At 44.5% G+C, this 26105-nt stretch carries 28 protein-coding genes; 4 read left to right on the forward strand and 24 right to left on the reverse strand.

Going from position 1 to position 26105, the window contains the following annotated elements; genetic code table 11:
- Positions 1–553: 553 nt before the first annotated feature.
- From R7Q41_RS22245 to dusA, 7 genes are all read right to left on the reverse strand, one after another.
- Positions 554–1333 carry a phosphoadenylyl-sulfate reductase gene (locus R7Q41_RS22245; protein WP_005382748.1) on the reverse strand — a complete coding sequence of 260 codons (780 nt, stop codon included), beginning with the start codon at positions 1331–1333 and terminating at the stop codon, positions 554–556.
- Positions 1326–3062 carry an assimilatory sulfite reductase (NADPH) hemoprotein subunit gene (gene cysI / locus R7Q41_RS22250; protein WP_047104170.1) on the reverse strand — a complete coding sequence of 579 codons (1737 nt, stop codon included), beginning with the start codon at positions 3060–3062 and terminating at the stop codon, positions 1326–1328. Before cysI ends, R7Q41_RS22245 begins: the two co-directional genes overlap by 8 nt.
- Positions 3062–4933, reverse strand: coding sequence for an assimilatory sulfite reductase (NADPH) flavoprotein subunit (locus R7Q41_RS22255; protein WP_005381262.1), 1872 nt, complete (start codon positions 4931–4933; stop codon positions 3062–3064). The genes cysI and R7Q41_RS22255 overlap by 1 nt, the downstream gene beginning before the upstream one ends.
- Before the next feature lie 117 nt (positions 4934–5050).
- The gene (locus R7Q41_RS22260) at positions 5051–5281 is read right to left on the reverse strand and encodes a hypothetical protein (RefSeq protein ID WP_005381264.1); all 231 of its coding nucleotides are present in this window, start codon (positions 5279–5281) and stop codon (positions 5051–5053) included.
- 157 nt (positions 5282–5438) lie between these two features.
- On the reverse strand, positions 5439–6098 hold the full coding sequence (locus tag R7Q41_RS22265) for a TIGR04219 family outer membrane beta-barrel protein (protein ID WP_053307553.1): 660 nt from the start codon (positions 6096–6098) through the stop codon (positions 5439–5441).
- Between the two features lie 98 nt (positions 6099–6196).
- On the reverse strand, positions 6197–6412 hold the full coding sequence (pspG, locus tag R7Q41_RS22270; RefSeq protein ID WP_005381266.1) for an envelope stress response protein PspG: 216 nt from the start codon (positions 6410–6412) through the stop codon (positions 6197–6199).
- A gap of 164 nt (positions 6413–6576) precedes the next feature.
- Complete coding sequence (dusA, locus tag R7Q41_RS22275; protein ID WP_017821727.1) at positions 6577–7557, reverse strand: tRNA dihydrouridine(20/20a) synthase DusA; 981 nt, start codon at positions 7555–7557, stop codon at positions 6577–6579.
- A gap of 321 nt (positions 7558–7878) precedes the next feature.
- Here dusA and zur point away from each other — a divergent pair, with 321 nt between their 5' ends.
- Together zur and R7Q41_RS22285 are read left to right on the forward strand one after the other, a co-directional pair.
- Positions 7879–8343 (forward strand): zinc uptake transcriptional repressor Zur, encoded by a 465-nt coding sequence (zur, locus tag R7Q41_RS22280; protein ID WP_005381268.1) that lies wholly within the window; start codon positions 7879–7881, stop codon positions 8341–8343.
- 9 nt (positions 8344–8352) lie between these two features.
- On the forward strand, positions 8353–8814 hold the full coding sequence (locus R7Q41_RS22285) for a chemotaxis protein CheX (RefSeq protein ID WP_005381269.1): 462 nt from the start codon (positions 8353–8355) through the stop codon (positions 8812–8814).
- A gap of 99 nt (positions 8815–8913) precedes the next feature.
- On the opposite strand, the gene pgi is transcribed toward R7Q41_RS22285, so the two are convergent.
- The gene (gene pgi / locus R7Q41_RS22290) at positions 8914–10566 is read right to left on the reverse strand and encodes a glucose-6-phosphate isomerase (protein WP_005381270.1); all 1653 of its coding nucleotides are present in this window, start codon (positions 10564–10566) and stop codon (positions 8914–8916) included.
- A 305-nt stretch (positions 10567–10871) separates the two neighbouring features.
- On the opposite strand from pgi, the gene R7Q41_RS22295 reads away from it, so the two are divergent.
- Positions 10872–11291, forward strand: a complete 420-nt coding sequence (locus tag R7Q41_RS22295; RefSeq protein ID WP_005381271.1) for a secondary thiamine-phosphate synthase enzyme YjbQ — start codon at positions 10872–10874, stop codon at positions 11289–11291.
- Positions 11292–11329: 38 nt separating this feature from the next.
- On the opposite strand, the gene alr is transcribed toward R7Q41_RS22295, so the two are convergent.
- On the reverse strand, positions 11330–12406 hold the full coding sequence (gene alr / locus R7Q41_RS22300) for an alanine racemase (protein WP_005381272.1): 1077 nt from the start codon (positions 12404–12406) through the stop codon (positions 11330–11332).
- A 13-nt stretch (positions 12407–12419) separates the two neighbouring features.
- The gene (locus tag R7Q41_RS22305; protein WP_005382759.1) at positions 12420–13820 is read right to left on the reverse strand and encodes a replicative DNA helicase; all 1401 of its coding nucleotides are present in this window, start codon (positions 13818–13820) and stop codon (positions 12420–12422) included.
- 221 nt (positions 13821–14041) lie between these two features.
- On the opposite strand from R7Q41_RS22305, the gene R7Q41_RS22310 reads away from it, so the two are divergent.
- Positions 14042–14806, forward strand: a complete 765-nt coding sequence (locus tag R7Q41_RS22310) for a DUF481 domain-containing protein (protein ID WP_005381276.1) — start codon at positions 14042–14044, stop codon at positions 14804–14806.
- A 77-nt stretch (positions 14807–14883) separates the two neighbouring features.
- Here R7Q41_RS22310 and rplI read toward each other — a convergent pair whose 3' ends face one another.
- From rplI to pilM, 14 genes are all read right to left on the reverse strand, one after another.
- The gene (gene rplI, locus R7Q41_RS22315) at positions 14884–15336 is read right to left on the reverse strand and encodes a 50S ribosomal protein L9 (protein WP_005382760.1); all 453 of its coding nucleotides are present in this window, start codon (positions 15334–15336) and stop codon (positions 14884–14886) included.
- A 33-nt stretch (positions 15337–15369) separates the two neighbouring features.
- Complete coding sequence (gene rpsR, locus R7Q41_RS22320) at positions 15370–15597, reverse strand: 30S ribosomal protein S18 (protein WP_000090472.1); 228 nt, start codon at positions 15595–15597, stop codon at positions 15370–15372.
- 16 nt (positions 15598–15613) lie between these two features.
- Entirely contained in the window at positions 15614–15916 is a 303-nt protein-coding gene (gene priB / locus R7Q41_RS22325; RefSeq protein ID WP_005381298.1) for a primosomal replication protein N, read from the reverse strand.
- Between the two features lie 8 nt (positions 15917–15924).
- Positions 15925–16314 (reverse strand): 30S ribosomal protein S6, encoded by a 390-nt coding sequence (gene rpsF / locus R7Q41_RS22330; protein WP_005381299.1) that lies wholly within the window; start codon positions 16312–16314, stop codon positions 15925–15927.
- A 244-nt stretch (positions 16315–16558) separates the two neighbouring features.
- Positions 16559–17230: a ribulose-phosphate 3-epimerase gene (gene rpe, locus R7Q41_RS22335; RefSeq protein ID WP_005381300.1), complete on the reverse strand. Its 672-nt coding sequence runs from the start codon at positions 17228–17230 to the stop codon at positions 16559–16561.
- Between the two features lie 92 nt (positions 17231–17322).
- The gene (locus tag R7Q41_RS22340; protein WP_005381301.1) at positions 17323–18162 is read right to left on the reverse strand and encodes a Dam family site-specific DNA-(adenine-N6)-methyltransferase; all 840 of its coding nucleotides are present in this window, start codon (positions 18160–18162) and stop codon (positions 17323–17325) included.
- A 69-nt stretch (positions 18163–18231) separates the two neighbouring features.
- The gene (locus tag R7Q41_RS22345; protein ID WP_318109385.1) at positions 18232–19743 is read right to left on the reverse strand and encodes an SPOR domain-containing protein; all 1512 of its coding nucleotides are present in this window, start codon (positions 19741–19743) and stop codon (positions 18232–18234) included.
- A gap of 52 nt (positions 19744–19795) precedes the next feature.
- Positions 19796–20896, reverse strand: coding sequence for a 3-dehydroquinate synthase (gene aroB / locus R7Q41_RS22350; protein WP_318109383.1), 1101 nt, complete (start codon positions 20894–20896; stop codon positions 19796–19798).
- Positions 20897–20928: 32 nt separating this feature from the next.
- On the reverse strand, positions 20929–21447 hold the full coding sequence (aroK, locus tag R7Q41_RS22355) for a shikimate kinase AroK (protein WP_005381319.1): 519 nt from the start codon (positions 21445–21447) through the stop codon (positions 20929–20931).
- Between the two features lie 187 nt (positions 21448–21634).
- Positions 21635–23380: a type IV pilus secretin PilQ gene (locus tag R7Q41_RS22360; protein WP_005382765.1), complete on the reverse strand. Its 1746-nt coding sequence runs from the start codon at positions 23378–23380 to the stop codon at positions 21635–21637.
- Between the two features lie 25 nt (positions 23381–23405).
- A complete protein-coding gene (locus R7Q41_RS22365) occupies positions 23406–23921 on the reverse strand; it encodes a pilus assembly protein PilP (RefSeq protein WP_005382766.1) in 516 nt (171 codons plus the stop codon).
- Positions 23911–24504: a type 4a pilus biogenesis protein PilO gene (locus R7Q41_RS22370; protein WP_064354357.1), complete on the reverse strand. Its 594-nt coding sequence runs from the start codon at positions 24502–24504 to the stop codon at positions 23911–23913. The genes R7Q41_RS22365 and R7Q41_RS22370 overlap by 11 nt, the downstream gene beginning before the upstream one ends.
- Positions 24497–25072, reverse strand: a complete 576-nt coding sequence (locus R7Q41_RS22375; protein WP_047104144.1) for a PilN domain-containing protein — start codon at positions 25070–25072, stop codon at positions 24497–24499. Before R7Q41_RS22375 ends, R7Q41_RS22370 begins: the two co-directional genes overlap by 8 nt.
- Positions 25056–26072, reverse strand: coding sequence for a type IV pilus biogenesis protein PilM (pilM, locus tag R7Q41_RS22380; protein ID WP_017821733.1), 1017 nt, complete (start codon positions 26070–26072; stop codon positions 25056–25058). Before pilM ends, R7Q41_RS22375 begins: the two co-directional genes overlap by 17 nt.
- Positions 26073–26105: the final 33 nt, after the last annotated feature.

Consider the following 26105-nt stretch of genomic DNA (forward strand, 5'->3'; position numbering starts at 1 on the left):
ACTTTTGAAAAAGTAAAACAAAACAGCTCAAGGCTGCTTCCCAATTCGAATGGTCACTTCGTTTCATTGAAACCTAATTTGATACCGAAGTATCGAATTGGATTATCATCAACGAGTGCCCACACAGATTGATAGGTCTATATTGTTAAAGAGCAACTCTTCTTTGTGATTGACATCACTTCGGAAGAGGCGGCCATTCTAGCGAGATAATTTATCGTGTCAAACACTTTCTTCAAATTATTTCGTTTTTCTTTTCAGCCTTATCAACTTCGCTTAAACCCTTCTGAGCCCTTGCCCTGTCGACGAGGAGGCATTATAGAGATCGCGCTCACATTGGCAAGTGTTATTTTTCAAAAATTGCAAAAACAATGGTTAAACGATGAGTTTTCGATCAAACCTTTATTTATTCAACTTTACCCCAAACTCTCACACAACTTATCCACAGAGTTGTGCTTTGAGACGTATTTTTCAAGTACCATAAATAAAGAATAGCTGCTTTATTGCAGCTATCTTTATTAAACTTAACCTAAACTCTATTTAAAGAGTATTATGGCTATATGCCAGACCCATCTTGTTCAGAGCCATCATCTTCGTGTAGGCCACATTCTCGCTTTAAGCCAAAGAATCGAGTTTCTTCCTCTGACATTCCCGGCTCCCATTTACGAGTGGTATGTGTATCACCAACTGAAAGGTAACCTTCATCCCACAATGGGTGGTATTTAAGGCCGTGTTGTTCTAAGTAGTAATGAACGTCTTTATTAGTCCAATCAATTACTGGTAGAAATTTAAACACACCGTTCTGAATTGATAGAATCGGTAAACCTGCACGAGATTTACTTTGCTCTCGACGCAGTCCAGAGAACCACGTTCCAACATTAAGCTCTTTTAACGCTCGACGCATCGGCTCAACTTTATTGAGCTTGTTGTATTTTTCAATTCCCTCTACGCCTTGCTCCCATAATTTTCCATATCGAGCTTCTTGCCAATTCGCACTTTCCTTGGCTCGATAAACTTTTAAATTTAGGTTGAGAGCATCTGTCAGCTCATCGATAAATCGGTACGTCTCAGCAAACAGGTAACCAGTATCGGTTAGAATGACGGGGATGTCCGCTTTGGCGCGAGTAACTAAATGAAGCATAACCGCGGCTTGAATACCAAAACTAGAAGAAACCGCGAACTCGCCTTCTAGATTATCTAAAGCCCACGCTACTCTCTCTTGTGCTGAAAGCTTTTCGAGCTCGACATTAATTTGAGCAAGACGGAGGATTTGCTCCGTCTTTGTTAATGTCAGTAACTCTGTGAGCTCCAGCTTGGATGCTACAGAATCAAGCATGAAAGTCCCTCTTTGATACGAGCACTTCTTGGATAATGCCAGCACGAATAGTGAAATCGCCAAAGGCTTCGCCTTCTTCACGCTCTTTCGACCATCGAGCCACCAGCAGATCAATCTCTTCTAAGATTTGCTTATCCGTGATGTTCTCTTTATACATTTTTGGTACTCGAGTACCGGCACGGTTACCACCTAGGTGCAAGTTGTAACGACCCGGCGCTTTGCCAACTAGACCAATTTCAGCCAACATTGCGCGACCACAACCATTTGGACACCCAGTTACACGCAAAATGATGTTGTCATTTTCTGGTAGGTTGTGCTTCTCCAGAATCCCCTCAACATCAGTAACAAACTGAGGAAGGAAACGTTCAGCTTCTGCCATCGCTAGCGGACAAGTTGGAAAAGCAACACAAGCCATTGAGTTCTTACGCTGTTCACTTACGCCGTCGTCCATTAAGCCATGTTCACGAGCGATCTTTTCAATCTTCGCTTTTTCGTTTTTAGGTACACCCGCAACAATTAGGTTTTGGTTTGCTGTCATGCGGAAATCGCCTTTGTGGATTTTGGCAATTTCAGCAACACCCGTCTTAAGTGGTTTACCTGGAAAGTCTAATAAGCGACCATTTTCGATGAAAAGCGCTAAATGATATTTACCATCAATTCCTTCTACCCAGCCAATACGGTCACCACGTTCTGTGAATTCATATGGACGGCTTTGCTCAAACTTAACACCAGCACGTTTCTCGACTTCCGCTTTAAAGACATCGCTACCTACACGATCCAATGTGTATTTGGTTTTTGCGTTCTTACGGTTTGAACGGTTACCCCAGTCGCGCTGAGTTGTTACTACAGCTGCGGCAACATCAAGTGTCTTGTCCAGCGGAATAAAGCCAAAGTCGTCAGCGCGGCGCGGATAAGTTGATGTATCGCCATGCGTCATCGCTAAGCCGCCGCCGACCAGGACGTTAAAACCAACCAGCTTGCCGTTATCTGCAATCGCTACGAAGTTGAGATCGTTAGCGTGTACATCTACGTCATTTTGCGGTGGGATAACCACTGTGGTTTTAAACTTACGTGGTAAGTAGTTCTTGCCTAGAATCGGTTCGTCTTCTTCTGTGCTTTCTACTTTTTCACCGTCTAGCCAAATCTCTGCATAAGCGCGCGTCTTTGGTAATAGATGCTCACTGATCTTCTTCGCCCATTCGTAAGCTTCTTGGTGTAACTCTGACTCCACTGGGTTAGTGGTACACAACACGTTACGGTTTACATCACCCGCGGTTGCAATCGAATCAATGCCAATACTGTTGAGCGTTTGATGCATCAACTTAATATTCGGTTTTAATACCCCATGAAACTGGAACGTTTGGCGAGTCGTCAGACGAATACTTCCATATAAAGAGTGCTCCGTTGCGAACTTGTCGATCGCTAACCATTGCGTTGGCGTGATGATGCCTCCAGGCATACGAGCACGAAGCATCACATTATGTAATGGTTCCAGTTTTTGCTTTGTGCGTTCATTACGGATATCACGATCGTCTTGTTGATACATACCGTGGAAACGAATTAACTGGAAGTTGTCGGCAGTAAAGCCACCTGTAATAGGGTCCTGTAAATCTTGCTCAATAGTGCCACGTAATAAGTTGCTTTCTCGCTTCAGGCGCTCGTTATCAGATAGCGGCCCTAACTCTTCACCTAATACAACCTGCTTATTATTGTCCGTAGAAAAAGTCATTAGTAAACATCCCTCTGATAACGTTTCGCTTTACGTAGGTCATTAATAAATTGTTCTGCATCGTCACGCGGCATCTTGCCTTCTTGTTCAGCAACGATAACCAATGCGTCGTGCACATCTTTTGCCATACGCGTTGCATCACCGCAGACATAGATATAAGCGCCTTCTTGGATCCACTGCCACACTTGAGCTGCGTTTTCTAAGATGCGATGTTGTACGTAAACCTTTTCTACTTGGTCACGACTAAAGGCAACATCCAATCGGCTTAGTACTCCTGACTTGAGATACTTTTGCCATTCCACTTGGTACAAGAAGTCTTGAGTGAACGTGCGATCACCAAAGAACAACCAGTTTTTGCCTTCAGCATCGCGGTTTTCACGTTCCTGAATAAAGCTACGGAATGGTGCGATCCCTGTGCCAGGACCAACCATGATAATTGGAGTACTATCATCTTCCGGCAGTTTAAAGTTGTTGTTATGCTCAACAAATACTTTAACTTCATCTCCCTCTTCGAGACGCTGAGCTAAGAAACTAGACGCACCACCATATCGTTTTTCGTCGTTTTGTTCGTACTCAACCAAAGCAACCGTTAGGTGTACTTCTTCATCGACCTCTTCTTGGCTTGATGCAATAGAGTAAAGGCGTGGAGTAAGACGACGAAGCAAACCAATCAACTCATCTGCGGTTAACTTGGTTTTCTTTTCTGCCAGTACATCAACGATTTGAGTATTTGCAGAGTACTCGCGAAGCTTATCTTTATCTTCAACTAACTTTTGTAGCTTCTTGCTACCGGATAACTCGGCAAACTTTGTGATGAGCTGCGGGTTAGATGTTGTGATTTCATATTTACTCACGAGAGCACTGTGGATTGACAAGCTTTCACCATCAACGTCAACAGTCTCAACCCCAGACAAACCGACCTTACCAAGAATGGCATTTGCAAGTTCCGAGCTATTTTCAAACCACACACCTAGTGCATCACCTGGCTGATACGTTAAGCCCGAGCCTTCTAAGTCGATTTCTATATGACGAACGTCTTTTCCAGAGTCACGGCCCGTGATTTTTTGACTGGTCAGTAACGTCGCAGTGTACGGATTTTGTTTATTGTAAGGAGAGTGCGCAGTCGCAGCTTGACCCACAGGAAGTTGAACCACATCCGCTTCAGAGCCAGAAGAAAGTGTATCTTTTACCTTGTCTAACGCATTCTTACGCCATTCAGTTGCGGGGGCTTCATAATCCACATCGCAATCAAGACGCTCGATAAATGGAGTCGCGCCTAGCTTTGATAGGTAAGTGTCGAAGTCTTTACCGGTCTGACAGAAGAACTCGTAGCTAGAATCTCCCAATGCAATAACACCATATTGCAGGTTTGGCAGCTTAGGAGCCTTCTTCGATTGCAAAAACTCATGTAGCTCAATGGCATTGTCTGGCGCTTCGCCTTCGCCGTTAGTCGATGCCACAATAATGACATGCGTTTCTTTGGCTAAGTTTTTACCTTTGTAATCGCTTGCATCAAAAAGTTCGACTGCAATTCCTTCTGCTTTTGCTTCCTGTTCCAGAGCTTCAGCAACACCTTTAGCATTGCCCGTTTGGGAAGCAAAAATAATACTCAACTTACCTGCTGGCTTCGCTGATACGGCTGCCGTTGCTTGTGCAATTGGAGTTACCGCTGTGTTTGGTTGATTTTGAGCTAATCCCCAAAAATACCCACTGACCCAAGCAAGTTGCTGTGAAGACAACTCAGAGACAGTTTGTTGGAGTGAGCTAATTTGTTGGTCATTCAGAGGGCTTGCGATTGGAGGATTTCCTCCTTGCCCATTATTATCTTCAGACACATTCTTGTGAGAATACTCATTCTTTTGAAAAGACATTATCACGACATCCCTATTCATTGCGTGACGATAGAGTACCCACTCTCCTTAATAACAAGAAAGAATAGAAGTGAATGTTTTATAACTTTTTGGAAGTAAGAACGGCTTACTTTTTGCTCATCGATCTTCAATGCGGACTTGTTGAAAGCCTACTGCCATTGCCGATTTTGACGCAGTATCCAAATCTTCATAAAGACATTCTTCGCCGTGACTGTCCGTTAGAAAAACAAAACCACCGCGCGCATGTCTGAACTCTACAACCCAACCACCCTCTTGGATTGCAGGCTCAATAATCGCTTCGATAAGCTGATTTTCACGGAATAGATGTCTTAGTTCATTTATTGTCATCGCTATCCCTGCTTTAACTTTCACATTGCTCCTAGGTAAGCATGGTCTAAGTCAGCCAAATAGGGAGAAATTTCGATTAGATATAATGAAGTGATATAAAAAAACGCCGCTTATAAAGCGACGTTTTAAGTAAATCGAATATCTAACATGGCTGAATTTAGAACGCGTATTCCGCACTCACAAAGAAGCCGTTAGCAAAAATAAACTCTTTCCCTAGATCCGACATGAATTTATCGGACTCTAAATCAATCACACGGTAACCTCCACGAAAAGCCAGTCGAGCTTTTTCGAGCGGTACATTGTATTGAACACCTGCCATGAAATCGGTGCTTTTGATACCTTTGTTGTCACCAAAGTTTATCTCACCAATCACATCAAAGTTTGTATCCGGAACTTGAATTTCTGCGTAACCATACCAAGCCCAAATCAGCTCATCAAATTCTTCTACACGCCTGCTTGAGCCAGCATCAATGTATTTAGTGTCACTTAAATTACTGAACGTGAGACCCGCATCAAAGTGCAATAAATCATGCTCTAGAACGTGGTAATACAAGGTTAAATCGAGCTTATCGAACCCCATGTAATCCGCATCAACACTTGAGTAACGAAGGCGCGCATTAGGGACATATTTAACATCATGTTCAATCGCCGCGTAAAAAGTGCCTGCAGTACTGCTATCTCGTCTCACTTCATTAACTTTAGTGTCGGCAACCCATACCTCTGCGCCGACTTTTGTCGATACAGAGTACTCTGCAAAAACAGGAAAAGATACTGCCAACGATAATGCCGTTAAAGCGATGTTCGCTTTATTTGTCATGTAGTATTTACTCCGAGATAGCTGATATTCACGTAGAGGACGTGAGAGGAAATATACCATATTCTCACGCCTCTCCATCAACTAAATGATGTTACTCATTATTTATAGCGGGGCTGAGCGACGTAATTCTTGAAGAACCAAATACCCAATGCAATCACGATTAACCATGGTAATAGTTTAAGTACCGCTCCAACCATTCCCAGTAAAAACATCACAACTAACGCAATACCAGTTGCTGCGAATACGGTCATCATTGTGATACCCGTAACCAACAAGGTCGCCGCAAAGACTAAAATAAAGATTAGCTCCAACATAATCACTTCTCCATTTGTTTTCAATAAACAAAGCAGTTTCCATACCAACTTATAGAGAAGAATTTAAGATTATGATTTTTAATAAAAAAACAAAACCAGAGGCATTTCTGCACTCTGGCTTTATCATTCTTTAGTTGGTAATTTTAGCCATTCACTGGCGAATTTTACACATTCAATTCTTTTGGAATCTTAGCTAGCGCGTCTTGCAATACTTCTAGACCAGAACCTGGTTTGTGCGCATTTTCACTGATATGACGACGCCATTGACGAGCACCGGGCATGCTTTGGAACAAACCTAACATGTGACGGGTAATGTGACCAAGGTACGCACCTTTCGCTAATTGCGCTTCAATGTATGGGTACATCTCTTCAACAATTTCGCTGCGTTTCTTCACTGGAGCGTTAGAGCCAAACAACTCTTGGTCTACCGATGCCAGTAGATATGGGCTTTGGTATGCTTCACGACCAATCATCACACCGTCAAGATGCTGAAGATGTGCTTTTGCTTCTTCTAATGACTTCACGCCACCGTTAATCGCAATCGTTAGGTGTGAGAAGTCTTGCTTCAATTGGTAAGCGCGTGGGTAATCCAATGGTGGGATCTCACGGTTTTCTTTTGGGCTTAAACCACTTAACCAAGCTTTACGAGCATGGATAGTGAACTGCTCACAGCCACCCTTTTCTGAAACAATAGAAACGAAATCCGTTAAGAACTCGTAAGAATCTTGATCATCAATACCAATGCGAGTCTTGACTGTTACAGGGATATCGACCACGTCTTTCATTGCTGCGACACAATCCGCAACTAACTGCGGTTCAGCCATTAGGCAAGCACCAAATCGACCGTTTTGTACGCGGTCAGATGGACATCCCACATTTAGGTTAATCTCATCGTAGCCACGCTCTTGCGCTAGCTTGGCACACGTAGCCAAATCTGCTGGGTTTGAACCACCAAGTTGAAGGGCTAACGGATGCTCTTCTTCGTTATAAGCCAGGAAATCTCCTTTTCCATGAATGATCGCACCTGTCGTCACCATTTCAGTGTACAGCAGGGTTTCTTTGGTCATTAAGCGATGGAAGTAGCGACAATGACGATCAGTCCAATCTAACATTGGTGCTACGGAGAGCCTGCAAGAATGAGTCATGATATAAACACCCGTTTTTATGTTGCCAAGGTCGAGCGCAGCAGTACGCTCAAAAAATAAGTCGGGTATTGTATACCCAAGCACCTCTGGGTGCTAGTTTCAGCGAGAATGATTTGGTTGGCTGACTAGCCAAGTGCTTAGGAATACGCAGAAGTAATACGAATCTGTCATTCGTTGATTCATTCTGTGATGATTATTCCGCCTTCACACCACCACCGACTTGCTTTAATTCATGATTTTCGTTCTGATAGTGGGTAAAATGAAGCATTTCTAAACGAACTTCGTATAGAAATGATTTATCATAGAGCACGTCCGATAGTTATGGTGAAAGGTTTGAACCCAACAATCATTGAACAAATTGAAAGTATCTGCGCAGAGCGTGGAGTACGACTGACTCCGCAACGCCGACGCGTATTTGAACTCATTTGTTCTAATCGCCGCGCCTCAAGTGCGTATGAGCTATTGGAGCAACTAAAAGAGAGTGAGCCTCAGGCTAAGCCGCCCACTGTTTATCGAGCATTAGATTTTCTCCTAGAACAAGGCTTCATCCACCGAGTGGAATCGACAAATAGCTTTATTACTTGTTGTTCTTTCAATACTCAGCAGCACTTTTTCCAATTACTAATTTGCGATAAATGTGGTGATGTCGTTGAACTCGAAGATGAGACGCTGATATCCTTGTTAGCCGAAAACGCCGAGAAGCATGGATTCAAACTGACCAACCAAGTTATTGAAACTCATGGTGAATGCCAGGCCTGTTCCTCCGAGACGAAAGAAAAAGTATAGAAGAACGTTATGCGCGCTGAATTTGTAAACCCGTTTTTAGCTTCTTTAATGAACGTGCTAAAAACTATGGCTTCTCTTGAGCTGAAGCCACAAAAACCGCGAATCAAAAAAGATGAGATCGCACGAGGTGACGTTTCTGGTCTGATTGGTATGGTAGGCCCACAAACTCGTGGTTCAATGTCGATCACCTTTGATGAAGCACTCGCCCTAGAAATCATGCAGAACATGCTTGGTGAACGTCCAAATGGGCTCAATGAAGAAGTGACCGATATGGTGGGTGAGATCACCAACATGGTTACTGGTGGTGCGAAACGCATTCTGGCGGAAAGTGGTTTTGACTTTGATATGGCAACACCGGTTGTGGTTTCGGGCCGAGGTCATACGATTCGCCACAAGTGTGAAGGCTCAATTATTATCATGCCTTTCTCTTCCCAATGGGGAAATGCCTTTATCGAAATTTGCTTCGAATAAAAGAGAAAAAATAGGTTGGCACTGGCCAACCTATTTTGTTTTTGCCTCAGGCAATAAAAAGGTCAGCATTTGCTGACCTTTTCTTTATCTATTCAAACATTAAGCTTTGAACGCTTTAAATGCATTGATTAGACCGTTTGTTGAGCTGTCATGCGAGCTGATTTGAGACTCGTCTGCAAGCTCAGGTAGGATTTGGTTAGCCAGTTGTTTACCTAGCTCCACGCCCCACTGGTCAAAGCTGAAGATATTCCAGATAACACCTTGTACGAAAATTTTGTGTTCGTACATTGCGATCAAGTTACCTAGCGTACGAGGCGTGATTTGCTTCACTAGAATAGAGTTTGTTGGACGGTTACCTTCAAACACTTTGAATGGCGCAATCGCTGCCACTTCTTCAGCATTCTTACCTACTTTCACCAACTCTTCTTTCACGGTTTCTTCATTTTTACCAAACGCTAGAGCTTCAGTTTGCGCGAAGAAGTTAGACATCAGTTTTTGGTGATGATCGCTAGCTGGGTTGTGGCTAATTGCAGGTGCAATGAAGTCACATGGGATAAGCTTAGTACCTTGGTGAATTAGCTGGTAGAACGCGTGCTGACCGTTGGTACCTGGTTCACCCCAAATGATTGGGCCAGTTTGGTAAGTTACAGCATTGCCGTCACGGTCAACGTATTTACCGTTTGATTCCATGTTGCCTTGCTGGAAATATGCTGCAAAACGGTGCATGTATTGATCGTAAGGTAGGATAGCTTCTGACTCCGCACCGTGGAAGTTGTTGTACCAAATACCAATCAAAGCAAGAATCACTGGAATATTGCTTTCTAGATCTGTTGATACGAAGTGCTTGTCCATCTCGTGAGCACCATCAAGCAGCTCAACGAAGTTGTCGAAACCTACTGCTAGTGCAATTGATAGACCGATCGCAGACCATAGTGAGTAACGGCCACCAACCCAGTCCCAGAATTCAAACATGTTCGCTGTATCGATACCAAATTCAGACACGGCTGTCGCGTTTGTTGAAAGCGCAGCAAAGTGCTTAGCCACATGAGCCTGATCACCCGCCGATTCTAGGAACCAATCACGAGCAGTGTGCGCGTTAGTCATGGTTTCTTGTGTTGTAAACGTCTTAGACGCGATCAAGAATAACGTCGTTTCTGGGTTAACTTTCTTCAACGTTTCAACGATGTGTGTACCATCAACGTTAGATACGAAGTGAAGGTTTAGATGATTTTTGTATGGCGCTAGAGCTTCCGTCACCATGTAAGGGCCAAGGTCAGAACCGCCGATACCGATGTTCACAATATCGGTAATTGCTTTGCCTGTGTAACCTTTCCATTCACCGCCGATAACGCGCTCAGTGAATGATTTCATTTTTTCTAGAACCGCGTTCACTGCTGGCATTACGTCTTCGCCATCTACCATAACTGGAGTATTAGCGCGGTTACGTAGTGCAGTGTGAAGAACAGCGCGACCTTCTGTTTGGTTGATCGCTTCACCACTGAACATCGCTTCAATTGCAGATTTCAGCTCGGTCTCTTTCGCAAGAGCAAACAGGTGCTTCAGAGTTTCCTCATTGATGAGGTTCTTTGAGTAATCGACTAGGATGTCTGAGCCGAAACGTGCAGAGTATTTGTCGAAACGCGCTGCGTCTTGAGCAAACAGCTCTTTAAGATCCATATCTTGTGCAGATTCGAAATGCGCCGTTAGCGCTTTCCAAGCTTGTGTTTGCGTTGGATTGATATTTTTCAACATGGTCTTTATCCCGATGTTACAGTAGGTTCCATTCCTTACAGTCTAGCGAAAACTGTGGAATCCCCGATTTAGCAAATAGAATATAAATTAGATGTTTGGGCAAATTGCCACAAAACAAGTCTTTGTAATTTTTTTTCAGGCGCCAATTATGACCGAGAGCTTTTACACTCACATTGAGTTAGGTCACGTTCCCTGCCCTGAAATTGAACATTCATTTACGATGACAAGAATCATATCATTTACTAATGACAGGCTCTAATTGGAATAGGATAGACGCCAATTTATAAATTTCCAAAGGAACACGTATGTGGGCACAAAAAACACTGCAATTAAAAGCGAGAAGCCGCGGTTTTCACCTGATAACTGATGAAATTGAACAACAATTACCACAAATAAACGAACTTTCAGTAGGTTTATTACACTTATTTATTCAGCACACCTCCGCCAGTTTGACCTTAAATGAGAATGCTGATCCAACCGTGCGTATGGACATGGAAGCGCACTTCAATAAGTTTGTGCCAGAGCGTGCTCCTTATTATCAGCACACCTATGAAGGTGACGACGACATGCCGGCACATATTAAAGCATCACTGCTTGGCAGTAGTGTGACGGTACCAATCCAAAATGGTCGATTAGCTTTAGGAACATGGCAAGGTATTTACTTGGGTGAGCATCGAGACTTTGGTGGCGGCCGCCGCGTTATTGCTACGATTAACGGTGAGTAGATAAAACAAAGGCTAACCTTGGGTTAGCCTTTCGTTGTTTATTTGGAGTATTCCATCTCGACGCGAGGCGTTAGCTTAGTCACGAGTTCATACGCAATCGTACCAATGTGACCCGCCACTTCTTCTACTGGGAGCTCTTTCCCCCAAAGAATCGCTTCGTCGCTGACTTTATCCGTTGCGTCTGGTCCCAAATCGACCGTCAGCATATCCATGGAAACTCGACCTGCAATAGGTACTTTACGGCCATTAACCCACACCGGCGTACCGTTTGGAGCACTTCTTGGGTAACCGTCGCCATACCCTACAGCGATGACCCCAACTTTTGTATCTCGCTCACTGGTCCAAATACCACCATAGCCAACACTTTCGCCCTTCTTCACTTCACGTACCGCAATAAGGTGGGATTTAAGTGTCATGACAGGCTGATACCCAAGATCTTGCGCCGTTTTGTCATCGAATGGCGACACACCATACATGATAATACCCGGACGAACCCAATCTAAATGGCTTTGAGGCCATGCCAATAACCCCGCAGATGCCGCCAGTGAACGTTCCCCTTGGCAACCAGAAGTCAACGATTTAAACAGCTCAATCTGTTGTGGGGTAATATCGCTATCCAGCTCATCTGCACAGCCAAAGTGGCTCATGTAACGCAACGGTTTCGCTACATTTGGACACTCCTTCAGCCGCGTTACAAAGTCGTCATATTGTTCAGGACGAACCCCAAGGCGGTGCATGCCACTGTCAATCTTCAGCCACACGACAACCGGAGTTTCAAGGTCTGCTTGCTCCAAGGCGATAAGCTGCTCTTCACAGTGCACCACGGTTTGGATGTTGTTCGTCACAAGAACAGGTAAATCACCAGGAGAGTAAAAACCTTCTAGCAATAGAATCGGCTTTACTACTCCACAAGCGCGCAGTTGCAATGCTTCTTCAATGCGAGCCACGCCAAACGCATCCGCATGGTTAGCATGTTTTGCGACATGACGTAATCCGTGACCATAACCATTGGCCTTGACGACAGCCATCACTTTACTTTGTGGCGCTTGAGCTTTTACGCGCTGTAAGTTGTGCTGCAACGCAGACAAATCAATGCACGCCTTGGCCGCTTTCATATAGCTCATGGAATTACTCATCATCAATATCGAATGCAGGACCCGCGTAGTTGTCGAAACGCGAATGTTGACCTTGGAAAGTGAGGCGAACAGAGCCGATAGGACCGTTACGCTGTTTACCAATAATGATTTCGGCCGTACCTTTGTACGGACTATCTGGGTGATAAACCTCATCACGGTAGATGAACATGATCAAGTCGGCATCCTGCTCGATGGAACCGGATTCACGCAAGTCCGAGTTTACTGGTCGTTTATCCGCACGTTGCTCTAGGGAACGGTTTAGCTGCGACAGTGCCACAACAGGCACATTTAGCTCTTTTGCCAGCGCCTTAAGAGAGCGAGAGATCTCAGCAATCTCAAGAGTACGGTTATCGGTTAACGAAGGCACGCGCATCAACTGAAGGTAGTCGACCATGATCATAGATAGACCGCCATGTTCACGAGCGATACGGCGAGCGCGCGAACGCACTTCGGTCGGAGTTAGACCAGAGCTATCATCAATGTACATATTTTTCTTCTGCATCAGGATACCCATAGTAGAAGAAATACGCGCCCAATCTTCGTCATCTAGCTGACCCGTACGGATCTTGGTTTGGTCAACACGAGACAAAGAGGCCAACATACGCATCATCAACTGTTCAGCTGGCATCTCTAACGAAAAAATAAGTACGGGCTTTTCTTGTTGCATGGCCGCATTTTCACACAAGTTCATCGCAAAGGTCGTTTTACCCATCGATGGACGCGCTGCGACAATCACCAAATCAGAGCCTTGCAAACCTGCGGTTTTCTTATTGAGATCTGTGAAACCGGTATCGACCCCCGTAACACCATCTTGTGGCGTTTTATACAACAACTCGATACGTTCTAACGTCTTTTCGAGGATGTTGTCGACGTTTTGTGGTCCTTCGTTTTCACTAGTTCGAGACTCGGCGATAGCAAAAACTTTACTCTCCGCCATGTCTATTAAATCTTCAGAACTACGACCTTGAGGGTCATAGCCCGCGTCCGCAATTTCATTCGCGACACCAATAAGGCCACGAACAATCGCACGCTCAGCGACAATATCAGCATACGCATTGATGTTAGCTGCACTTGGCGTATTCTTCGCCAAGTCAGCGAGGTAAGCAAAACCGCCTACATCTTCTAACAACTCGTGACGCTCTAGATATTCCGATAAAGTAATAAGATCGAGAGGTTTACCCGCTTCAAGAATGGTTTTTACACCTTCAAAAATCAGGCGGTGTGGACGACTATAGAAATCACTGCTCACAACACGTTCGGCAACGGTGTCCCAACGTTCATTATCCAGTAAAAGACCACCAATTACTGATTGCTCGGCTTCTAGTGAGTGAGGTGGCACTTTGATTGCGTCGACCTGACTGTCTGAAGGTTTGCGATTTCTGTTTTCCGCCATGACTTTGCTCGATAACTACTATTGACCCACGATTATAACCTTAACCTAGCTGAGATGCTTCCCCGAAGCGACAATTACTTGTTAAGAAATCATCATGTGAACCACCCGGGTAATAGCCTGGTTCTTCCGCCTAGCTCTAATAAAAATTAACCTACCATTGACCCAACCAAATATCTGTATCAGTATCATGCCCCTCCTTTTTGATTACGTTCGAGGTTGATGTGTCCCGATACTGGTTACTTAGCTTTAGCCTACTGTGCGCTAGTGCATCGTATGCTGACGAATCAGTACAGCCAGAGCAAAATATTGATGTACCCGACCCACTAAAAACCGAGGTGGAGTTCGGCTATCAAGCTCACACAGGTAACACGGACTCTCGTTCCCTGAATGCTCGTTTGAGTGCTGAATATACGTCAGGTCGACACCGTTCTAATGGTGAATGGAAGTACTACAACTTGTACAAAGACGGTGAAGAAGACAAACGCTCATCCACCTATTCCCTGCAGAGTGACTACAAGTTAGGCCCTAAGACGTATTTGTATGGCAGCTTTAAAGGAGTGGATTCTCGCTACAGTGCTTATTTTAAAGACTATACGTTGTCAGGTGGTTTGGGTTACCAGTTCTCCTACACTGAGAACTTCATTTTAGAGGTAGAAGTAGGCCCTGGTTTTCGCTATCAAGAGCCAAACTTAGACGAAATAGATGATGACGATATTGTCTTTCCCGATATCGTTAGAGAAGGCATTTTTCGAGGAAATATCAACACAACTTGGCATGCGTTGGATAATTTAAGTTTCGCAGCTGATATTACGTTGGTAACAGGTAGAAGTAACACACGTACTGATAGTGAACTCAGTGTAACCAATGATATTACTGAAGATATTGCACTGAAACTGGCGCACTCTCGTCAGTATCACGATAAAGTGCCTGAAGGCTTAAGCAAAGCGGACAGCGTATTTTCCGTTAATTTACTTTTCGCTTTTTAACCCTTTTTCTCTCAGTTTTAGAAATAAAAAAAGCACCTCCAAGGAGGTGCTTTTTAGTATTTCGTCTTGATACTGAATTACTCAGCAGCAACAACTTGTAGGTTAACTGTCGCGAAAACTTCAGAGTGAAGTTGAACGCTGATCTCGAACTCACCAGTGTTACGTAGAGCACCTTCAGGAAGGCGAACTTCGCTCTTAGCAACTTCAACGCCTGCAGCTGTGATAGCGTCAGCGATGTCACGAGTACCGATAGAACCGAATAGTTTGCCTTCGTCACCAGCTTTAGAAGCGATAACTACCGCTTCTAGAGCGTTAACTTTCTCTGCGCGAGCTTCTGCAGCAGCTAGTTGCTCAGCAACTTTAGCTTCTAGTTCAGCACGACGAGCTTCAAACATTTCAACGTTAGCTTTAGTTGCCATAACTGCTTTACCTTGTGGGATAAGGAAGTTACGAGCGTAGCCAGATTTAACGTTTGCAGTATCGCCAAGACCACCTAGGTTACCAATTTTATCAAGTAGAATAACTTGCATTGCTTAATCCTCTTTCTTAATAAAATGAACCGATTACTGATGCTTGTCAGTGTACGGTAGTAGAGCTAGGTAGCGTGAACGCTTGATAGCACGTGCTAGTTGACGCTGGTACTTAGCGCTTGTACCAGTGATACGGCTAGGTACGATTTTACCAGCTTCAGTGATGTAGTTTTTAAGAGTTGCTACGTCTTTGTAATCAATCTCTTGTACGCCTTCTGCAGTGAAACGGCAGAATTTACGACGACGGAAGAAACGAGCCATGGGCTATCTCCTGATCTTAAATTTGAGTAATGTTGTCGGCGTGTAACACTAATTTTCCCACGCCATTTCGGCCGGTTTGATAAGTGACAAAACCACTTACCTTAATGTTACTGCCTTGAACTAAATTCTGAGTTAGTGCTTGTGACCCAAGCCCGCTGACGACTACCGGCATACGACAATAAACTTGTCGAGGTAAGTCAGCTTCGATAATAGTAGAGCGATGCTCCAGCCAAAACCGACAGTGTTCAATGCCACCAGGGCTTTTACTACGAATGGGCGGTTTGGCAATGGTGCCGCTCAGCTCCATTCGATTGGCCATAAGAAAACTTACTCAGCAGCTTCTGACTTAGCTTCAGGCTTAGCTTCAGAACGCTCTTCACGACGTGGAGCACGCTCTTCTTTTTGCTTAAGCATGATAGATTGCTCAGTGATCGCTGCTTTAGTACGCATGATCATGTTACGTAGAACTGCATCGTTGAAACGGAAAGCAGTTTCTAGCTCATCAATTACAGCTTGGTCAGCTTCAACGTTCATAAGAACGTAGTGAGCTTTGTGAAGCTTGTTGATTGGGTAAGCCAGTTGACGACGGCCCCAGTCTTCTAGACGGTGGATTTTACCGCCAGCTTCAGTGATTGAACCAGTGTAACGCTCGATCATGCCAGCAACTTGCTCGCTTTGATCTGGGTGCACCATGAATACGATTTCGTAATGACGCATTGGTTGCTCCTTACGGATTATTCAGCTTCCACAAATGGCTCAGTCGTCCAGAGGAAGCAAGGAACTAAAGATAATTGACTGAGTTTAAGGAGCACGAATAGTACAGAAAGGGCGTAAAATAGGCAAGTGATTATTTGCTCAGCGCAGTGGATATTTAATTTCTTCTAATACTAGAAAACACAAAGGCTGCCAACAAGCTGGCAGCCTTTAAAATCAGCGTGTTATTGCGCTGGCTTATCGGTGCTTATTTAACTTCAGCCAGTTCAGCGCGCATTTGATCGATCACTTGTTTGTAATCTGGCTCACCGAAAATCGCCGAGCCTGCAACAAACATGTCTGCGCCCGCTTCTGCAATTTCACGAATGTTGTCAACCTTCACACCGCCATCGATTTCTAAGCGGATATCACGACCAGACTCGTCAATCATCTTACGAACGGCACGCAGTTTATCTAGTGTATGAGGAATGAATGATTGACCACCAAAACCAGGGTTTACCGACATCAGTAGAATCATGTCGACTTTATCCATAATAAATTCAAGACTTGCAAGTGGCGTTGCTGGGTTTAGTACCACACCAGCCTGACAGCCGTGCTCTTTAATTAACTGCAGTGTACGGTCTACATGATCAGAAGCTTCTACATGGAACGTAATCATCGACGCACCCGCTTTTGCGAAATCAGGAATAATACGGTCAACGGGTTTCACCATTAGGTGAACATCGATTGGCGCTGTGATGCCATAATCGCGTAGTGCTTTACACACAGGCGCACCAAAAGTCAGGTTTGGTACATAGTGGTTATCCATAACGTCGAAATGCACCACATCCGCACCCGCTGCGAGTACTTTTTCTACATCTTCACCGAGACGAGCAAAATCTGCCGATAAAATGGATGGAGCAATAAGAAAATCTTTCATACCTGACCTCAGTAGTAATGAGCAAACAATCTGCGCGCAATTCTACCGAAGCCAGTGGGGAGATCCACTATTTAGATATAATAGTGTGAGAATTAAGAGTTTGATTTATCCATGTCTGGGGCATGAAAAAGCGCAAGTAGCTCATCAACTTTATTACGACCGTTACCATTACGGCTAATGGTACGCTTTACTTTTACCACATTAAGATCCGCGCCGTGATACAACCGACGTGTCAAGGTAGTGTCGTGGTTAGAAATCAACACAGGAATGCCACGTTCAGTCGCTGTTCTTTCAGCAATGTCGGCTAATGCAGCTTGGTCGTCCAACGTGAAACCATTACCTGCGTATGAGGTGAAATTTGCCGTATTTGAAAGCGGCGCATAAGGTGGATCGCAATACACGACGCTCCCTTTGCGCGCACGACGAAATGTTTCAGGATAACCTTCACAAACGAACGTAGCTTTTTTGGCTTTTTCTGCAAAAAACTCCAATTCCGCCTCAGGGAAATACGGCTTTTTGTAAGAGCCAAACGGTACATTGAAGCCACCTTTTTTGTTGTAACGGCATAGGCCATTAAAACCAAAGCGGTTCATGTACAAAAACGCTAAAGAGCGGTACATCACGTCATCGGTTTTATTAAATTCAGCGCGAATGTGTAGGTAGGCTTCTTTGCGGTTGTTCTCAGCGACAAACCAACGCTTCGCTTCAGAGATATACTCTTCAGGGCGTTCTTTCAGCAGGTTGTACAGATTGATCAAATCTGGATTGATATCTGCAAGTAGATAATGGTCATAATCGGTATTCAGAAACACTGAGCCCGCACCAACAAAAGGTTCAACTAGCTTTCGAGCCGGCGGCAAATGACGTTGGATGTCTTCAACCAGTCCGTATTTTCCTCCTGCCCATTTAAGAAAGGCTCGTTGCTTTTTCATCTACTGCTCTATCTATCGACCAAAAATTAAGGCTGCGGAATGTAACATATTTTTCAGGGAAGCTCAGGTTTATTTCACTCGTTCAATTTCACGGTGAACCTGACGGAGTGATTTTGCCCAAGGACTCACCGACTTAACCGAATCTGGCAAGCTTGCGACGGCATCACGAGCCATTTGAATTGTCGGATAATCTTGATATGTGATGATATACCACTCGGTGTCATTACGAACGGTAGGATAAATTCGCACTTGATTATTCAGTTTATGCTCATTGAGAAAGGATTGTACATCTTCCATTGAGGTCATAGCTGCGAGTTGTAAAGTATAAGCTCTTGGCGATAGCGCTTTTAGTTCTTCACGAGCAAATGAAAACTTCACAACAGGTTGGTTTGCCTCACCCTCTTCTGACTGAGCAGGTGCTTGCGCCATATCTTGATTCGGTTTTACGACTTTAATCAAAGGAGAGCTAGTTTCATCGGCGGTTTCTGTTTTCTCAGTACCTACGACGTCATCAATCGCTTTTGTGTCTGCTGAATCAGTTTTACCTTCAAGCAATGCATCGACCACATTCGACTCAATCACCACTCTTTGTTGATTGTCATCACTGCCTACGCTCGCTACTTCTTCTGTCACTGCTGGCGGTAATGAATCAGAATCATCAACCGCACCAGACTTATCAGGACTGCTAGAACCATCGGTTACAGGTTGCAGTGAAGACTGCGCTGCACTGATTCCTGACTCTTCAAAAGTTGGAATAGCCGTTTGCTCTAAACTGCCAGCGATTTGCTGCGCCTTATCATCAGGACTTGGTTGACTAAGCATCCACCAATAGCCACCAGCAGCAAGCAACAGTAATACTAATACCACCAACGCAATATTCAGGGGTGAACCGACAATCGAGCGGATAATGATCCTTTTTTCCACTTTCATCTCTCCTAACGCCATGATGTCACCCGGTACTGGGTCGACTTTTTTAAATGCATCTCGAACCCGTTTCTCAGACTCATCATCGACGTAGCGCGCAACAAGTGACTCAAAGAAACGACGAGCTTCCACTTCGGACAACATATCAATATCAAGCTCAACAGGCTTTATCTCTTGTCCATAACTGAGACGTGCTAGCAAACCTTCTAAACGTCCAGACTGTGTAAACAGTAAGACATTGATGGTCCAATTTGGCTTATGGTGCGCCTCTAAGACCAGCATCCAAAGCTCAGAGATAAGTGTCTCACTCAATAAATGCGCATCATCTACAACAATTGCAATGTCACACGCCTCATCACCTAAAAGCCTTTCAAGGCTATCAAGTAAAGGCTCTTGCTGATTAAACAATGCGTCTGAAACCAGTTGACTCAAAATAAGGACGCGATGCTGCACATCGTCTTGATTAGAATGACAAAGTAACAAACATTGATTCTTGTTACTGGCACCCACTTCAAGGTATCGCTGCGCTAACCAAGATTTCCCGTACCCATCATGACCATTAATCGCAATGAGATTGGAACCAAAGTTAGTCAGTAGACCTAATCTATCAAGCAACTCGATTTGAGAATCTAATTCCAGTACGTGAGCAACACTCATCTAATAACCTTAATACACTACAAGAATGACGCCCAAAGGCGCCATTACAAGGTTAAATATCGCGACCGAAGTCTATTGCCTGCTTGAGTACGTCTTGCGTCGTATCAGCAATTACCTCGGCAGTGCCAATGCCTGTAGGCAAAACCAATCGTAATTGACCAGAGAGGACTTTCTTATCTCGCATCATGTGCTTGATGAAGTCATCGAAATTCATACTGTCTGGAGTATGCACAGGCAGTTTTGCACGACGCAAAATCGCAACAATACGCTCAAATTGCTCTTCCGAGATCAGACCGCGTAGATGCGACGTTTTGGCCGCCATAACAGTGCCGGAAGATACCGCTTCACCATGCAGCCAATTGCCATAGCCAAGTTCCGCTTCAATCGCATGACCAAAGGTGTGACCTAAGTTAAGCAAAGCACGGATGCCCGATTCTTTCTCATCCTGAGCCACCACTTCCGCTTTTATTTCACAGCAACGTGCGATCGCATAAGTTAGTGCTTCTTCATCCAACGCATATAAGCGCTCAAGATTGTCTTCTAACCATACAAAAAAATCTGCATCGTAAATAATGCCGTACTTAATGACTTCGGCGATACCCGCAGCGAACTCACGTTCATGCAACGTCGACAGGCAGTTGGTATCAATGATCACTGCTTTAGGTTGGTAAAACGCACCTATCATGTTCTTACCCAACGGATGGTTAACCGCGGTTTTTCCACCAACCGAAGAGTCCACTTGGGATAGTAATGTGGTCGGTATTTGAATAAAGTCGACCCCACGCTGGTAACAGGCAGACGCAAAACCCACAAGGTCGCCAATAACACCACCACCTAACGCGATGATCACAACATCACGAGCATAACTCCCTTCCAGTAAGAAGTTCATTACTTGATTAAATACATCCAAGTTTTTGTACTGTTCACCGTCAGGCAATTCTAACAAGGATGCACTACAACCGAGCTGCTCGAGTTGCTTTAAAATTTTGTCTGCATACAAAGGCGCCACTGTGACATTACTGATCACAACAACTTTTTGTTTTGCATTTTTGTTTGAGAGAACTTGAGAGAGGTACGCCGGGTCCTCAAATAACCCGGCGCCAATAGAGATTGGGTAGCTACGCTCAGCTAGGTTGACCGTAATCCGTTCCATCGGTTTGCTCCAATTAAAAAAAAGATAAAGACTTATCTCTCTTCTAGCATTTTTACGATCTGGTTGGCTACCACTTTTGCACTTTGATCGTCAGTGCGAACAGTGTAATCCGCTACTTCTTCATATAAAGGATTACGTTCTTCAGCTAATTGCTCCAATACTTCGCGAGGGTTATCCGTTTGAAGTAAAGGACGCTTCTTGTCGCGGTTTGTACGCGCAAGTTGCTTTTCAATCGTCGTTTCTAAGTAAACAACAACACCACGTGCCGAAAGACGATTGCGGTTTTCTTTGCTCTTAACAGAGCCACCGCCAGTCGCAAGCACGATGCCTTGCTCTTGTGTTAGGTCTTCAAGTACCGCTTCTTCACGCTTGCGGAAGCCTTCTTCACCTTCTACATCAAAAACCCAAGAGATGTCTGCACCAGTGCGTTCTTCGATCACTGTATCGGAGTCAACAAACTCCATATGCAGTTGCTGTGCTAGATGTCTACCAATTGTACTTTTGCCGGCGCCCATTGGGCCAACAAGGAAAATATTACGTTTCTCAGCCATGTTTAGCAGTAATTTACAACATTGATTCAATAAGATCGCCACAAGAAAACACAGCTAAACTGCTGTTCTACAAGGCTTGTGGCACCAGTTCCTCACAGATAATTCGTGATAAGACCCGAAATTATCCAAGCATGGTGCCACTATTGCAACTTTATTTTTGATTTAATCAGTTTTTCCCGAGACAGAACTACTGAATCACCACCTTAGGCGTGACGAAAATTAACAGCTCACTTTTGCCAACATTCTCATAACTTCGACGAAAAAGAGCACCTAATAGCGGCAGGTCGCCCAACAAAGGCACTTTGTCCACCGAGTTAGTAATGCTGTGCTGAAAAATACCACCAAGAACGACCGTTTCACCGTTATTCACTAACACTTGCGTCCCGATACGTTGAGTATCAATCGCAACAGCTTCACCAGTGCCTGTCTTCACGACTTGTCCAGGTCTATCTTGCGTGACACTTAAATCCAATACTAAGCGGTTATCCGGTGTGATTTGCGGGGTTACCTTCAAACTTAATACCGCCTTTTTGAACGTCACCGTCGTTGCACCACTTGATGATGACTCTAGGTAAGGAATCTCTGTACCTTGTTCGATATAGGCAGGTTTCTTATTGGTAGTGATCAAACGTGGGCTCGAGATAATCTCAGCTTTAGACTCTTGTTGCAGAGCAGAAAGCTCAAGATCCAACAAGGTGTCTGAACCTAACTTTGCGACCTGAAAAGCAATGCTGGTCGCATTCGGACTGGTTGCAGCTAAGTTTACATTTAGGAAGTCATCGATCCCCACTCCATCACCGTCACCACCGTCGTCGCCCCCTTCTCCATTATAGAGACCGATCGTGGCAAGGTTGTTCTCAATAGAACCGCCCACTGTATTACTGCCATTAATAGACGTAAAACCCCAACGAATCCCTAACTCATCCATGTTACCTTCATTGATGGTCACAATACGCGCCTCAATTTGAACCTGTTTAACTGGAATATCCAAAGACTCAATAATTTCTCGAATCACCTCGATGTTTTCAGGTAACTCTCTAATCAATAACGAGTTAGTTCGCTCATCAATGGTCATACTGCCGCGCTCTGACAGCATGCTGATATTTCCTTCACCATTGATCATCTCCGCAATGTCTGATGCTTTAGCAAAATTAACTTTGATGATTTCAGATGAAAGCTCTCCCATTTCTTCCGTCAGTTTTTGTTTTTCTAACTGCTGCTTCTCACGCAAGTCCAGCTCATCAGTCGGAGCAACTAAAATCACGTTGCCATCAACACGCTTATCTAACCCCTTAACTTGCAATATAATATCCAGCACTTGCTGCCAAGGGACACCATCAAGACGAAGCGTGAGGTTGCCTTCGACAGAGTCGGAGACAACCAAATTGAATTGGTTGTAATCAGCAATAAGCTGCAAGACGTTTCGCACAGGAATATCTTGGAAGTTAATCGAAATAAGCTTACCTTCTCTTTCTAAAATGCTTTTATCTGGGGCTTTCTCATTGGGTTTGATCTTCGCTACTTTGATTTCCAAAAAACGCCCCGTTAAACGGTAATCATGCATGTATTCTTCATTGATGTGCGCAACCAAGCGCGTCGTCGAGGTGTCGCGAAACACTTCTACGCTCTCAACCACAGTCGAAAAATCTTTCACGTCTAGGAGATACAATTGCTCGTCTTTTACTGAAGTGTTAAGCAAATCGATACTTAACCCTTCCTGTACACGCTTGATATCTACAATCGCGGCCGGTGACGCCAATTCGACGACAATCACGGCGTCTTTATCTTTATTAGTTCGAAAGTCGATACTTTTTAGGGCATTGGACGAAACTTCTTCAGCTGCCGCTAAAGGGGCTAAAAATACAAACAACCATAAGGAGAAGAGCCCAGTAAGTATCCTTGGTGTACGTGTTAATCCTTGTCTCATTTTCATTACTCAATATCAAAAATAAATGGGGCTATCTCAAAGCCAACTTAACTTTACGTTTTTGCCAACATCCTAAGCCGTCGGGCAACGTTTCATTAATCAACAAATAGGAGTGGCTGACATGGGTCACTTTGCCATTATTGCGTCCGAGGTATTGACCCGGCTTAACTTTATAGACGGTGCCATTGGGAGCCTGAACGAGGCCAGAAACCGTGTTATCCATACCCATGACACCTTTCAAACGTAATTGGCTTAATGGGAATTTTTCTAATTTGCCAGTTCGCCTTCTTGAGGGCGGTTGCCAACAATCTTTTCTTGCAACTGGCTGAGTCGCGATGGTGGCTTCTTTGGGTAATTCAAAGGGTGCACGCTGTACTTCCGGTGCGTACGTGACTGCAACATACTTGTCTGCGGGCTTAAGCTTCTCGACCTCTCGACGCGCCTGTGTTTCCACTCCTCGAATAAAATCCGTCAATGATTCATCATTCGCCTGGCAGCCCATCAATAGAGAACCCATCAGTACCAGCAACAAAGACTTACTTGTCATTTTTCGTCTCCTCCGGCTTAAACTGATAGGTGTTAGCGCGCACCCGAAAGTGCAGAGTTTCGCTCTCTTGGCTGACACGTTGCCAAGTCACATCTTTAAACGTGATGATTCGAGGTAGCGTCGCTATCGCCTGAGAAAAATGGCCGATGTCATGAAAGTCGCCCGTTAACTCAATGTTTAAAGGGAGACGATAAAGGAAGTGCTCTGATTGTTTTTCGCCCCAGTCGATTCGGGTGAAAGTCAGCTTATTGTCGATGCCAAGTTCATTCACTGAAGCGAGCATTGTAGCCAGCTCTTTTTGCGCAGGCAGTTGCTGCAGTAATAACTCGTAACGGGTGGTAAGTTCATCCAATTGAGATTGAAGCTGAGGCAACGCTGCCACTTTGTTCGCTTTGATCTTCAATGCCACCTTGAGTGTCTGCTCCTGCTGGATCAAGTGATTCAACTGTTCGTCTTTCGGTTTAAGGTAAAACCAATAACCTAAGCCTTGAATCACCATGATCAGAAGCGCGATTACTATAATCTGGGGCAACAATGGCCACTCGGCCATTTCATCGATTTCGAGATCCTGCCAATCAACCACGTTGAGCCTCCAATTTCTTCTCCGTTACCTTGAACATGAAAGACACTTTGAATGTTTGAAACTCTTTCCCAAAACGGGCTTTGCCGTGAACGATGGAATGCATTTCTACGTCGTTCAACTTGGCCGAGCGCTCCATGTTGTCTAGCATCGTGGCAAGTTTTGGAGTGCTATCTGAGATCCCAGAGATCTCAATTTCCAGATCATTCATTTTGATCTTGTCGACATATACACCTTCAGGGATAACGGCAGGCATTAAGTTCATGAACTCGGTCGTTTTGTTTCGTCCGTTTTGTAAACCTTCAACGACCTTTAGACGTTCGAGGATTTTGCTGTGCTCTTGCTCTGCAATTTTCATTGCTTCAATACGCTGGTCGAGTTCGGCAATGTAGTGAGTGAGGTAATCGAGCCGCTCCTGTTGTTGATCTTGTTGGTACTCAAAAAACTTTCCAATACCCCACTGGATGCCAACAGCAACCAACATGCCTAATGCGACCAAACTGATGAAACGACGTCGGTGCTCTTCTCTTTGATTCTCTCGCCAAGAAAGTAAATTAATGCGATAAAGCACGGGCGCCTCCTAGCCAATGAATGCCACGAACGGCCAGTCCGGCTGCTGTTGAGAAATGCTGCCAATCCACAGCACGACGCTTACGCTTAGACACCTTCATCTCAAATAGCCCTAGCGGATTTAGCAATTCACACTCTAACGACAATTGTTGAGACAACTCCTCTGCGAGCATGGGAGTGGAGGCCCCTTCCCCTGATAACCAGATACCCTTGATGTTTTGTGAGCCATTGATTGAGGTATAGAGCTGCATCTGGCGCTTTACTCGCTCTATGATTTGACGGTTAAACAGCTCTGTTTTCTCCTGAGCATCATCGGACAGAAAATCGACTGGAGAAGCGCTGTTTGCTCCGCGTGTGCCGTAAGCAAACTCTTTGTGAAACAGTTCACCTTGTTCGGTAAACATGGTGAAGGAGCTCGATAAGGTGCCAATATCGAGTAAGCAGTATTTGTTTTTGTCAGGAAAGCGATCGGCGGTGAGCTTCCAGATATGACCAAGGCTTTGCGAATGCACGTCCACTAAAACAGGTTTTAGTCCGGACTTTTGTAATGCATCGACTCGGCCTTCTACCACATCTTTTCTTGTCGCAAACACTTGATAGCTATCACTGCCACTCTGCCCGCCCTCAGCGCGAAGACGAACGAAGTCTAAACTCAGCTCTTCGACAGGGAATGGCGATTGATGAGAAAAGGCTTGTATCACTGCAAACTCAACTTCACTCTCTTCAAGATTTTGTTCTATTTGCAGTTTCTTGCTAATTACCGAGTTATCAGGAACTGAGATCGCAACTTTTTTAGCGCCAAAAGGCAGTTCTTTTTTTATCTGCTTGAGGGTCTTTACAATTTCTTGATGATTTATGGTGTTATTTTCAGCGACAATACCTTCCTTTAGTAATATTTCTTTGTAACCCAACAGAGCGTAATTGTTGCCTGTGGGTTTAAGTACTACGGCTTTGAGGCTGTTATGGCCTATATCGATGCCGGTAACGATTAGCTTATCCATCTCTTACTCTCGCTCCGAAATTTCTTCGTGCAA

This window comes from Vibrio sp. 2096 (assembly GCF_033339595.1).
GTDB classification, from domain to species: domain Bacteria; phylum Pseudomonadota; class Gammaproteobacteria; order Enterobacterales; family Vibrionaceae; genus Vibrio; species Vibrio alginolyticus.

Bases quoted from the DNA above. Each gene is read 5' to 3' on its own strand.
- R7Q41_RS22305 (WP_005382759.1), bottom strand. From the start codon at position 13,820: ATGGCGGAAAACAGAAATCGCAAACCTTCAGACAGTCAGGTCGACGCA.
- R7Q41_RS22365 (WP_005382766.1), bottom strand. From the start codon at position 23,921: ATGACAAGTAAGTCTTTGTTGCTGGTACTGATGGGTTCTCTATTGATG.
- R7Q41_RS22345 (WP_318109385.1), bottom strand. From the start codon at position 19,743: ATGAGTGTTGCTCACGTACTGGAATTAGATTCTCAAATCGAGTTGCTT.
- aroK (WP_005381319.1), bottom strand. From the start codon at position 21,447: ATGGCTGAGAAACGTAATATTTTCCTTGTTGGCCCAATGGGCGCCGGC.
- zur (WP_005381268.1), top strand. From the start codon at position 7,879: ATGGTGAAAGGTTTGAACCCAACAATCATTGAACAAATTGAAAGTATC.
- pspG (WP_005381266.1), bottom strand. From the start codon at position 6,412: ATGTTGGAGCTAATCTTTATTTTAGTCTTTGCGGCGACCTTGTTGGTT.
- R7Q41_RS22340 (WP_005381301.1), bottom strand. From the start codon at position 18,162: ATGAAAAAGCAACGAGCCTTTCTTAAATGGGCAGGAGGAAAATACGGA.
- R7Q41_RS22360 (WP_005382765.1), bottom strand. From the start codon at position 23,380: ATGAAAATGAGACAAGGATTAACACGTACACCAAGGATACTTACTGGG.
- R7Q41_RS22285 (WP_005381269.1), top strand. From the start codon at position 8,353: ATGCGCGCTGAATTTGTAAACCCGTTTTTAGCTTCTTTAATGAACGTG.
- rpsR (WP_000090472.1), bottom strand. From the start codon at position 15,597: ATGGCTCGTTTCTTCCGTCGTCGTAAATTCTGCCGTTTCACTGCAGAA.
- R7Q41_RS22265 (WP_053307553.1), bottom strand. From the start codon at position 6,098: ATGACAAATAAAGCGAACATCGCTTTAACGGCATTATCGTTGGCAGTA.
- pilM (WP_017821733.1), bottom strand. From the start codon at position 26,072: ATGGATAAGCTAATCGTTACCGGCATCGATATAGGCCATAACAGCCTC.
- R7Q41_RS22245 (WP_005382748.1), bottom strand. From the start codon at position 1,333: ATGCTTGATTCTGTAGCATCCAAGCTGGAGCTCACAGAGTTACTGACA.
- cysI (WP_047104170.1), bottom strand. From the start codon at position 3,062: ATGACTTTTTCTACGGACAATAATAAGCAGGTTGTATTAGGTGAAGAG.
- priB (WP_005381298.1), bottom strand. From the start codon at position 15,916: ATGGCCAATCGAATGGAGCTGAGCGGCACCATTGCCAAACCGCCCATT.
- R7Q41_RS22255 (WP_005381262.1), bottom strand. From the start codon at position 4,933: ATGTCTTTTCAAAAGAATGAGTATTCTCACAAGAATGTGTCTGAAGAT.
- rpe (WP_005381300.1), bottom strand. From the start codon at position 17,230: ATGAAAGATTTTCTTATTGCTCCATCCATTTTATCGGCAGATTTTGCT.
- pgi (WP_005381270.1), bottom strand. From the start codon at position 10,566: ATGTTGAAAAATATCAATCCAACGCAAACACAAGCTTGGAAAGCGCTA.
- dusA (WP_017821727.1), bottom strand. From the start codon at position 7,557: ATGACTCATTCTTGCAGGCTCTCCGTAGCACCAATGTTAGATTGGACT.
- rplI (WP_005382760.1), bottom strand. From the start codon at position 15,336: ATGCAAGTTATTCTACTTGATAAAATTGGTAACCTAGGTGGTCTTGGC.
- rpsF (WP_005381299.1), bottom strand. From the start codon at position 16,314: ATGCGTCATTACGAAATCGTATTCATGGTGCACCCAGATCAAAGCGAG.
- aroB (WP_318109383.1), bottom strand. From the start codon at position 20,896: ATGGAACGGATTACGGTCAACCTAGCTGAGCGTAGCTACCCAATCTCT.
- R7Q41_RS22260 (WP_005381264.1), bottom strand. From the start codon at position 5,281: ATGACAATAAATGAACTAAGACATCTATTCCGTGAAAATCAGCTTATC.
- R7Q41_RS22295 (WP_005381271.1), top strand. From the start codon at position 10,872: ATGTGGGCACAAAAAACACTGCAATTAAAAGCGAGAAGCCGCGGTTTT.
- alr (WP_005381272.1), bottom strand. From the start codon at position 12,406: ATGAAAGCGGCCAAGGCGTGCATTGATTTGTCTGCGTTGCAGCACAAC.